The organism is Polaromonas sp. UBA4122, from assembly GCA_002381615.1.
Classification (GTDB): domain Bacteria; phylum Pseudomonadota; class Gammaproteobacteria; order Burkholderiales; family Burkholderiaceae_C; genus Polaromonas.
Genome location: DFWY01000008.1, coordinates 1 through 8,198, shown reverse-complemented (window position 1 = coordinate 8,198; position 8,198 = coordinate 1). Strand labels below are relative to the sequence as shown.

At 54.9% G+C, this 8,198-nt stretch carries 13 protein-coding genes and 6 pseudogenes; 3 read left to right on the top strand and 16 right to left on the bottom strand.

The annotated features are described in order from the left end of the window. Nucleotides 1-138 precede the first annotated feature (138 nt). The 3 genes and pseudogenes from B3F77_RS01260 to B3F77_RS01250 form a co-directional block, all read right to left on the bottom strand. Nucleotides 139-552, bottom strand: a complete 414-nt coding sequence (locus B3F77_RS01260; RefSeq protein WP_293603198.1) for a type II toxin-antitoxin system VapC family toxin — start codon at nt 550-552, stop codon at nt 139-141. Continuing rightward, on the bottom strand, nt 549-800 hold the full coding sequence (locus B3F77_RS01255) for a type II toxin-antitoxin system Phd/YefM family antitoxin (RefSeq protein WP_293603197.1): 252 nt from the start codon (nt 798-800) through the stop codon (nt 549-551). The genes B3F77_RS01260 and B3F77_RS01255 overlap by 4 nt, the downstream gene beginning before the upstream one ends. A gap of 86 nt (nt 801-886) precedes the next feature. Continuing rightward, nucleotides 887-1,054: pseudogene (locus B3F77_RS01250) on the bottom strand (dTDP-glucose 4,6-dehydratase); the annotation flags it as partial. Between the two features lie 290 nt (nt 1,055-1,344). On the opposite strand from B3F77_RS01250, the gene B3F77_RS01245 reads away from it, so the two are divergent. Further along, on the top strand, nt 1,345-2,352 hold the full coding sequence (locus tag B3F77_RS01245; RefSeq protein ID WP_293603196.1) for an OmpA family protein: 1,008 nt from the start codon (nt 1,345-1,347) through the stop codon (nt 2,350-2,352). Between the two features lie 80 nt (nt 2,353-2,432). Here B3F77_RS01245 and B3F77_RS01240 read toward each other — a convergent pair whose 3' ends face one another. From B3F77_RS01240 to B3F77_RS01190, 13 genes and pseudogenes are all read right to left on the bottom strand, one after another. Continuing rightward, a complete protein-coding gene (locus B3F77_RS01240) occupies nt 2,433-2,588 on the bottom strand; it encodes a hypothetical protein (RefSeq protein ID WP_293603195.1) in 156 nt (51 codons plus the stop codon). A 263-nt stretch (nt 2,589-2,851) separates the two neighbouring features. Further along, nucleotides 2,852-3,253 carry a type II toxin-antitoxin system VapC family toxin gene (locus B3F77_RS01235; protein ID WP_293603194.1) on the bottom strand — a complete coding sequence of 134 codons (402 nt, stop codon included), beginning with the start codon at nt 3,251-3,253 and terminating at the stop codon, nt 2,852-2,854. Next, nucleotides 3,250-3,480, bottom strand: coding sequence for a hypothetical protein (locus B3F77_RS01230; protein WP_293603193.1), 231 nt, complete (start codon nt 3,478-3,480; stop codon nt 3,250-3,252). Before B3F77_RS01230 ends, B3F77_RS01235 begins: the two co-directional genes overlap by 4 nt. Continuing rightward, nucleotides 3,452-3,631, bottom strand: a pseudogene (locus B3F77_RS20855) (hypothetical protein); the annotation flags it as partial. The gene B3F77_RS01230 and the pseudogene B3F77_RS20855, both read right to left, overlap by 29 nt. After that, nucleotides 3,632-4,242 (bottom strand): annotated as a pseudogene (locus B3F77_RS01225) (sugar phosphate nucleotidyltransferase); the annotation flags it as partial. Between the two features lie 28 nt (nt 4,243-4,270). Continuing rightward, nucleotides 4,271-4,591, bottom strand: a complete 321-nt coding sequence (locus B3F77_RS01220) for a DNA-binding protein (RefSeq protein ID WP_293603192.1) — start codon at nt 4,589-4,591, stop codon at nt 4,271-4,273. A gap of 226 nt (nt 4,592-4,817) precedes the next feature. Further along, a pseudogene (locus B3F77_RS01215) lies at nt 4,818-5,018 on the bottom strand (hypothetical protein); the annotation flags it as partial. 9 nt (nt 5,019-5,027) lie between these two features. Further along, the gene (locus B3F77_RS01210) at nt 5,028-5,342 is read right to left on the bottom strand and encodes a BrnA antitoxin family protein (RefSeq protein ID WP_293603191.1); all 315 of its coding nucleotides are present in this window, start codon (nt 5,340-5,342) and stop codon (nt 5,028-5,030) included. Then, a pseudogene (locus B3F77_RS01205) lies at nt 5,323-5,589 on the bottom strand (BrnT family toxin); the annotation flags it as partial. The pseudogene B3F77_RS01205 and the gene B3F77_RS01210, both read right to left, overlap by 20 nt. Before the next feature lie 61 nt (nt 5,590-5,650). Continuing rightward, complete coding sequence (locus B3F77_RS20850) at nt 5,651-5,722, bottom strand: sugar phosphate nucleotidyltransferase (RefSeq protein ID WP_414702933.1); 72 nt, start codon at nt 5,720-5,722, stop codon at nt 5,651-5,653. A gap of 37 nt (nt 5,723-5,759) precedes the next feature. Next, nucleotides 5,760-5,891 (bottom strand): annotated as a pseudogene (locus tag B3F77_RS01200) (dTDP-glucose 4,6-dehydratase); the annotation flags it as partial. 108 nt (nt 5,892-5,999) lie between these two features. Beyond that, complete coding sequence (locus B3F77_RS01195; RefSeq protein WP_293603190.1) at nt 6,000-6,512, bottom strand: hypothetical protein; 513 nt, start codon at nt 6,510-6,512, stop codon at nt 6,000-6,002. Then, a complete protein-coding gene (locus B3F77_RS01190) occupies nt 6,509-6,808 on the bottom strand; it encodes a nucleotidyltransferase domain-containing protein (RefSeq protein WP_293603189.1) in 300 nt (99 codons plus the stop codon). Before B3F77_RS01190 ends, B3F77_RS01195 begins: the two co-directional genes overlap by 4 nt. A gap of 494 nt (nt 6,809-7,302) precedes the next feature. On the opposite strand from B3F77_RS01190, the gene B3F77_RS01185 reads away from it, so the two are divergent. Both B3F77_RS01185 and B3F77_RS01180 read left to right on the top strand, forming a co-directional pair. Beyond that, nucleotides 7,303-7,608 carry a DUF1778 domain-containing protein gene (locus tag B3F77_RS01185; protein ID WP_293603188.1) on the top strand — a complete coding sequence of 102 codons (306 nt, stop codon included), beginning with the start codon at nt 7,303-7,305 and terminating at the stop codon, nt 7,606-7,608. Beyond that, the gene (locus tag B3F77_RS01180; protein WP_293603187.1) at nt 7,605-8,108 is read left to right on the top strand and encodes a GNAT family N-acetyltransferase; all 504 of its coding nucleotides are present in this window, start codon (nt 7,605-7,607) and stop codon (nt 8,106-8,108) included. Before B3F77_RS01185 ends, B3F77_RS01180 begins: the two co-directional genes overlap by 4 nt. Nucleotides 8,109-8,198: the final 90 nt, after the last annotated feature.

Below are 8,198 nucleotides of genomic sequence, written 5' to 3'. Positions count from 1 at the left end.
TTGAATGCAAAGTAGTATCAGTCAACCCAACTTTTCGACACCGATCTGCGCGTCTGGGCTGGAGGCGATTCAGACGGCTTCCCGCCCTGCATATGCAGCGTGACGGCACCGTTTCGGAACCATAGCTTAAACACGTCTTTAGACGTTCCAGGGGTTGATGATCTCCAGGTTCAAACCAGCGAAATCCTTGATGTTGCGTGTCACCAAGGTCAAGTCGTGTTGAAGTGCGGTGGCAGCGAGCAGGCCATCAATGGCCGGTAAAGGGCGACCAGCATCGCCTTGTAAACGTCCCCAACGGTCAGCAACCTGTGCATCAACGTTCAGCAATCGTCCAAGAAAAAACGTAGGCAATTCAACATTGAGCCAGTCAATCAAGGACTGACGGCGCTTGTGGTCGTCAAGACGCACGATACCTTTGCGAATCTCACCCAAAGTCAAGACGCTCAAAAAAAGTGACTGCGCTGGACAGCGATCAAACCATGCGACCACATTGGCATCAGGCTGCTTACGCCGCAGTTCTGAGAGCACATTGGTATCAATGAGATAGCTCAAAGCTCGATCTCCCGAGGCAGGCTTTGATCACGTTCGAAAACAATGTCATCGCAACCATACAAGGGTGACTGTTGCATGAATTCCACCAAAGACTTCGAGTTGCCGCTGAGCCGGTCAAACATCTCGCGTGATACCACCACGGCCACAGATCTGCCATGCACCGTGATGTCTTGTGGGCCGTCTTGTTTGGCGCTTCTGACCAAGTCAGAAAATCGCGCCTTTGCTGTTTGCATTTGCCAAGTTCGCATATATATTCCTAAATTATGACCTTAATAGTCAGAATTTAACTGATTTCTAGTTGTTTGTCTCATAGCCAATAAACGCGGGTGCCGGTCTATTGAGTCGTCATCGCGGCTTCCTGCCCTGCATACTGCGTCTGCACCCAGTCGCGGTATGCACCGCTTTGCACATTCGCCACCCATTCAGGGTTGGCCAGATACCACTGGACTGTCTTGCGAATGCCGCTCTCGAAGGTTTCGGCGGGCTTCCAGCCCAGCTCGCGTCATCGCGAGGCCAAAGGCCGTGGCGATCCATCGTGGATAAGGCGTGGAGTTATTGGGGGCACGAATTAATTGGAATCTAACTCCAATGATTCCCAACTATCCTCTCCCGTCTTGCATTGATGCGGCGTGCTGTCCTACCCGGGGCAGAAGGAACGTTTGTTACTCTGAGTTACTTAGCGCGGTGACTATGAACTTACTGACGGGGAACGGGCCTGTTCAGGATGAACTGTTTGGCTGGGTAAGCAGCACTTCACGCTGAGGCGTTTTGTAATTAATTTTGAAAGTCTCTATGAAAATCGCACCCCTTGCTGCTGCAGTTATTCTTGGTCTTACCGGAACAGCCGCCTTGGCACAGGCCGTTAATACCGATTGGTATATCGCGCCTACTGTGAGTTACTCCATCAACGACGACAGCCGGGTCAAAAACCACGGTTGGGGCACAGGATTGGTGCTTGGTAAAGTTCTGGACGACAGGTGGAATGTGGAAGCCGGCGGCCAATACATGCAATTCGACGGTAAAAATGATGAACAAGGCAGTCTTAGCGTCGATGCCCTGTACTTTTTTAACCGCAACCCTGATTTCGCGCCTTACGCCACATTTGGCTTAGGCTTCGTACGGGAAGGTTACTCAGATACCAACCATAACGACAACCTGCTGGCAAAAGCAGGCCTGGGTTTTACCCGGCAGCTAAGCGAGAACGTTGACTTTCGTGCTGATGCCCGATATCAAACGCACGCCAACAAGGCCGGGCCGAAGAGGCTGGGTGACTGGGTCATGTCGGTCGGCGTGAACTACCACTTCGGCGGGAAAACGCAGGCGCCCGCCCCGTACGTGGCTGCGCCGGCACTGGTGCCTGTTCCTGAAATCGTCGTTGCGGCGCCTCCGCCACCACCACCGCCGGCTCCGGCTCCGCGCTTCGAAAAATCTACCTTGTCGGCCACTGAACTGTTTGCCTTTGACAGCGCCGAATTGCGGATGCCGCAACCGAAGCTGGATGAAATTGCGAACGCCCTGGGCAGCAGTAGTGAGATAAACGACGTCGTCATTACCGGCTACACCGATCGCATCGGGTCCGCAAAATACAACCAGAAGTTGTCAGAGCGCCGTGCTCTCTCTGTGAAAAATTACCTGACCAGCAAGGGAATTGATGCGAATCGCCTGAAAGCGCAAGGCAAGGGCGAGGCCAATCCGGTGGTGGTCTGTACCGATAAAAAGCGCCCCGCACTGATCAAATGCCTGGAGCCGAATCGCCGGGTGGAAGTCGAGAACATTACGATTGAACGCCGCGTGCAGTAAGCCAGTAGCATTCCGGAAGTCCGCTAAAAAATTGCGGACATCCAGTAAAAAAAGGGTGCATGATCTGCGCCCTTTTTTTATCACTTCGTGTTTTGCAGCGCCTCCACGCTTTCGAACTCGCGCAGGTTGTTGGACACAAGCGTCAGCCCTTCACTTCGGGCATGGGCTGCAATGTGCAAGTCGGCCAGATACGCCAAGGCTTGCCTGATAGCCTTGTCCTGCACGCCATCGCGCAAGGGCTTGCAATCACCAAAATTTCCAGCCTGTCCTGAGCTTAGCCTGTCCTGAGCCAGTCGAAGGGTTGAAGAGTTCGCAATGACGGGACATATTCGTCATCGCGAGGCCGCAGGCCGTGGCGATCCATCGTGGTTAAGGCGGAGGCCATGGATTGCCGCGCTGCGCTCGCAATGACGGGAACGGGCACTTCGCAATGACGGGAGTGGGCGCCTCGCAGTGACGGGAATGGGTGGCTCGCAATGACGGAAGCTCCTTTGTGTGCTCATTCTTCCCAGTCTTGCAGTTTCAGCCCATCAATACGACCAAATTCACGGGTGTTGTGCGTCACCACCGTCAGCCGGTGCGTGAGCCCGATGGCAGCGATCAACATATCGTTGGCGCCAATAGCCGCACCTTTGGCGGCGAGCACCGCCCGCAACTGACCATAGGTCTGCACACAGGCATCGTCAAACGGCAAACTGTGCAAAGGCTCGAAAAAAGTCTGCAGCCGTTGCAGGTTAGCGGGTACGCGCGCGCTGCGGTAGGCCCCGTAAATTAACTCTGCCTTGACGATGCTGCACAAGGCCAAATCAGACGGAAGATGCTTAAAGAATTGCTGCCGAACACCTGCATGACTGTCATTGAGAAACTGGATGCAAGTGTTGCTGTCAAGCAGATATTTCATTGAAGCTCGATCCGCTCTGGTGCCAGTCCGGCCGACTCAACGCTCAAAGGCGAACGCTCGACCTGCGGGCCGAACAATGCCGCCTCATAGCCCTCTGGCCAACCCGCATTGACATCCCGCTTGACCAGCTCAGCCAAGTAGGCCGACACACTCTGACCTAACTGTGCAGCGTGCTGTTGTAGTTGCCGGGCGATGACATCAGGAACATAGCAGTGAAGCTGTGGCATAAAAAACTCCATTTGTATGTGGCAAATATATATTATGCCTATGTTTGGTAGCTGGTGCCATCGGCCATGGGCAGCAGTCGCATTGCACGCCCACGGCCGGGTCATTCCAGAGCTGGCTGCGTTCAAACTCGGGGTACCAGTAGTCGGTGGTTTATTTGATCAGGCCAAGCAAATACTGCCCGTAGCCATTCTTCGCCAAGGGCGCCGCCAGTTTTTGAATCTGCGCGGCGTCAATCCACTTCTGGCCAAAGGCAATCTCTTCCGGGCAACAGACCTGCAGGCCTTGGCGCTCAATGACGAGTGGGTTGCCGCGTCGCTGCGCTCCTCGCAATGACGGCAATGGCGGCGTCCAGCAGGCTGTCGTGGGTGCCGGTGTCCAGCCAGGCGTAGCCGCGGCCCATGATCTCCACATTCAATTGGCCCAGCTCCAGGTAGCGCCGGTTCACATCGGTGATTTCCAGCTCGCCACGGGCTGAGGGCTGAATGTCGGCGGCAATGTCGCACACCTGGCTGTCGTAAAAATACAGGCCGGTGACGGCGTTAATGGCTCTTGGGCTGCTGGGGCTTTTCTTCGATGCTGATGGCGCGCTGCTGGTCGTCAAACGCCACCACGCCATAGCGCTCCGGGTCATGCACATGGTAGGCAAACACACTGGCACCACTGGGGCGGGCGCTGGCGCTGGCCAGCTGCTTGACCAAATCGTGACCATAAAAAATATTGTCGCCCAGCACCAGGGGTTTCAGCGCCACATAGCCATTCCCGCGCAGGCGCAAAGCCAAACTCCGAAAGTCAGGCCATGACCACGGTTGTGCGAATTTCCACCTTGAGTGCGTGCTTGATGGCTGCAAAGATTGCCGAGATGTTGCTCATCGTCGGATTGCCTGACTTCGACAGCATCCGGTGCAGACTCTTGGCTGGCTTGTGAATGTCTTGCGCCAAAGACTCGAAGCCGACAGTGGCATTCACCAAATCGCGCAGGATCAATTTGGCCGTATCGGGTTCGCCATCAAAAAATAGCGTCACAGCCTCATCCAGCATTGCTTGTGCAAAAGCCGGATCGTTTTGCACACGCGCAACAACGGTATCCTTGAAATCTCGGGTCAGTGCCATATCACATTCCTTTCAGTATTTGCGACTTGCGCCGCTTGTAGTCTTCCCACAAGGCAACTGCCTGATCAATGTCTTTCTGCTGCCGCTTCTTGCTCCCCCCACGCTGACCTTGGCCGCAACCATTGCATCCAGCGTACCAAACCAGTCGGCGTAGGGGCTTTTGCCATCCGGCAGTAGCAGTTCTTTGACTTGGTAAATCATGGGGTAAATAGTAACATATATGTTTCTATTCAGCGGATTTGTTGACCACAGGCGTCTCACCGCCTGCATACTGCGTCTGCACCCACTCCCGATACGCCCCGCTTTGCACATTCGCCACCCACTCCGGGTTGGCCAGGTACCACTGCACGGTCTTGCGGATGCCGGACTCGAAGGTCTCGGCGGGCGTCCAGCCCAGCTCGTTGTCAAGCTTGCGCGAGTCGATGGCAACCGGAATCTATGGCAACCCATGCTTACGCATCATTGCATCGCGCAAAATCGCATTGATACGGGTCTGGTAGCCCTTCCCGGTGGACTTCAGCCACAGCAGTACATCGGCATCAATACGCACTGTAGTGGCTTGTTTGGTGGGCTTGTAGAAGGGATTGCGAATGGCGCTCTTCCAGAACGCATCCCCCAATGGCGGGATGTCACTATAGTCAATCTCGCTGTCTGGAATTTTTGCCAACAGGCTAAGCCTGGCACGTTGCTCATCAGTCAACGGCGGCAGATTTTGCAAATCAATATCTCGTTTAACGATCTTGGTTTTCATAGCGTTTTCGCTCCTTACGGTCTGCGGCTCGCGCCGAAATGATGCGGATGATCTCGATGCCGTCGTCATCCTCGCCAACGGTGTGCGCCACCAATAACACCAGGTAGCCACCAATCATTCCCAACGTTTGCCAGCGCTGCTCCAGTCCTTCGATTCGATCTTGCGTCATCAAGGCAAATGGGTCTGCGAACGCGACGATTGCGTCCTCGAAGGAAACACCGTGCTTACGCAAATTGCTGGCTGCTTTGGTGCTGTCCCACTCAAATCAAATTTGCATACGCTAATGTTAGTACACTTATGTAATTTTTTCAAGGCCATTGTCGCGGGTAGAGCCGGGTGCCCGAGCCCCCGGCCAGGATGATGGCTTTGCGTTGTGTCATGTTCTCTTCCCTGTTTTTGAAGATTTAGTTGCTACTTTCAAGCCACTGAGTACTGCGCCTGCACCCACTCTCGATAAGCGCCACTCGGCACATTCGCCACCCACTCCGGGTTGGCCAGGTACCACTGCACGGTTTTGCGGATGCCGGACTCGAAGGTCTCGGCGGGCTTTCAGCCAAACTCCCCTCACCGCAAGGCTGTAGGGCGTGGCAGTCATTGCTACTTATTCAATGGCCCTCACGCTTGTCTGCCTGGGACTAGCGGCTAAATAGCTTTAAGTTAATTGGAATCTGACCCTAATTGACCATTGGATGTCGCACTGAGCAGCCGCTCAACTTCGACCACACACCGGCGGGCCGCAGCCACAAGGGTTGGTACAAATGCATGGCCATTGCGCAAGGCGCTGGAGAGCACAGCCAAATCCTCTATGTACTCGTGCACCATCTGGTTCCTGAGTCTGCGCATTTCCATCCACCCATCGGCAGACTCGATGAACCGAAACTTCTCTGCTTTATCCAAATTGTCAATCGCTGGACCGGGCGTTTCAGCCAAAGCACTCAATAGGGCCGGTAGTAGTTTGTCGCCCACGGTGTCTTGCAGACGGCCAAAGCGGCTAACGAACGCGTCCAAACGCTCAGCCAGAATGGGGTCTGCTTCGACTTTTTGGGCCTCTTCGATCGTAAAAAGGTTTGCAAACAAGCGACGATCCGTGTCCAACAGGTGTTGGCATTCCTTTGTCGTTACGCGTGACAAAAATTCAAGGCGCGCTGCCAGAGATGTTGAAATTTTCAAAGCCTGATTCCTTCTGCAAGCGCTATGGCGTGGATGGGTAAACGCAGCAGGTTGGGCGCCTGGACCAACACATCGACCTTTCGGCCGTATATGGACCTTGACACACGGGCGGCAAGCTGTGCGGAGAGTTGGGCGGGCTCTGCTACAGGCACATTCAGTTCGAGTAACAGGTCGATGTCGCCGCCACGCGCGTCATCATGTACCCGTGAACCAAACAGCCAAACCCGCGCTGCATCTCCCGCAATCAGGGATACATCCCTGCGAATGGCTGCAACTTGTTCACTAGATAGGCGCATAGGCAAATTTTAAGGCGTGGCGATCAACTTGAGGGTTTCAGCGAGCTTGTGTGCCGCACTTTGATTGCAAGTCTAACCATAAATTAAGCCTTTTAGCCCTCTAGCCCCCGCTGCACCTGCGTAAGTAGCTATTGAATAAATAGCATGGATCGCCACGGCCTGCGGCCTCGCGATGACGAGGAATGGCCGTCATTGCGAGCGCAGCGTGGCGATCCATGGCCCCGATTCGTCATCGCGAGCGCAGCGTGGCGATCCATCGTCGAACAGGCGGAGGCCCTGGATTGCCGCGCTGCGCTCGCAATGACGGAGAGCGGCCTGAAATAACTATCAATTTAATAGCTGCCTGCGCCCGACCCATATGGGATAGATGAACATTTGGCACTTATTTATAGCCATCCGGATTCGACTCTATACAGATTTCGGCCATTCGGGCAAGAGTCGAAAAATTCGACCAATACACATAATAATTGTCATGACGATGTCCGGACGTTATGATGAAAGCCTTAAAAAAGGAGGTTCCTATGCCCGTTGCTATTCAGTCAAAATCCGAGCGCATTGATGTGCGCGCCAGTACCCCTGTGAAGCTGCTGCTTCAGGAAGCCGCTCGCGCTGCTCACAAGAACGTCAGTGAGTTTTTGCTCGATGCCGGGATTGTTGCCGCCAACCAGACGCTCGCCGACCGGCTGCGCTTTAATCTGACCCCGGATAAGTGGGACGCTTTTCAAGCGGCGCTGGAGCGCCCCGTCAAGCCCAAGCCCAAGCTCAAGAAGTTGCTTAGTGAGCCGGGGCTGCTTGGGTGAGTTCGAAGTCTTACGATTCGGTCCGCAAGCTTGCCGCCAGCGACAACGTCGAAGTTTTCGACTCCGGACAACCGGCGCTCAACCAGTTCTTGCAGCGCTTTGCACTGACCAACCAGCAGGCCAACAGCGCGCAGACCTATGTGAGCTGTCACGAGGGGGCTGTTGTTGGTTTTTACAGCCTCGCTGTCGGCAGCGTTGAGCCAGAAAATGCTGCGCCCAGAGTTCTCAAAGGCATGGCACGCCACCCAGTGCCCGTCATGATCCTGGCCAGATTGGCGGTTGACCTGAAACATCAGGGCGTGGGGCTCGGACGTGCGTTGCTCAGGGATGCCCTATTGCGTTGCGCCCAGGCGGCAGACATTGCAGGCATCCGTGCACTGCTTGTCCACGCCAAGGATGACGCTGCCCGTCGGTGGTATCTGAACTGGGAATTTGAACCCAGCGAGACAGACCCATTCCACCTGTTCTTGTTGCTCAAGGACTTGAAAGCCATCTTGTGATTGTTGTGCCAGACAACGCCGTGATGAGTCCCTTCGTCATCGCGAGCGCAGCGTGGCGATCCATGGACCCGATTCGTCATCGCGAGCGCA

Excerpts from the sequence above, each read along its gene's own strand:
- B3F77_RS01255 (WP_293603197.1), bottom strand. The coding sequence starts at position 800 with ATGCGAACTTGGCAAATGCAAACAGCAAAGGCGCGATTTTCTGACTTG.
- B3F77_RS01245 (WP_293603196.1), top strand. The coding sequence starts at position 1,345 with ATGAAAATCGCACCCCTTGCTGCTGCAGTTATTCTTGGTCTTACCGGA.
- B3F77_RS01235 (WP_293603194.1), bottom strand. The coding sequence starts at position 3,253 with ATGAAATATCTGCTTGACAGCAACACTTGCATCCAGTTTCTCAATGAC.
- B3F77_RS01230 (WP_293603193.1), bottom strand. The coding sequence starts at position 3,480 with ATGCCACAGCTTCACTGCTATGTTCCTGATGTCATCGCCCGGCAACTA.
- B3F77_RS01220 (WP_293603192.1), bottom strand. The coding sequence starts at position 4,591 with ATGGCACTGACCCGAGATTTCAAGGATACCGTTGTTGCGCGTGTGCAA.
- B3F77_RS01210 (WP_293603191.1), bottom strand. The coding sequence starts at position 5,342 with ATGAAAACCAAGATCGTTAAACGAGATATTGATTTGCAAAATCTGCCG.
- B3F77_RS01190 (WP_293603189.1), bottom strand. The coding sequence starts at position 6,808 with ATGCGCCTATCTAGTGAACAAGTTGCAGCCATTCGCAGGGATGTATCC.
- B3F77_RS01185 (WP_293603188.1), top strand. The coding sequence starts at position 7,303 with ATGAAAGCCTTAAAAAAGGAGGTTCCTATGCCCGTTGCTATTCAGTCA.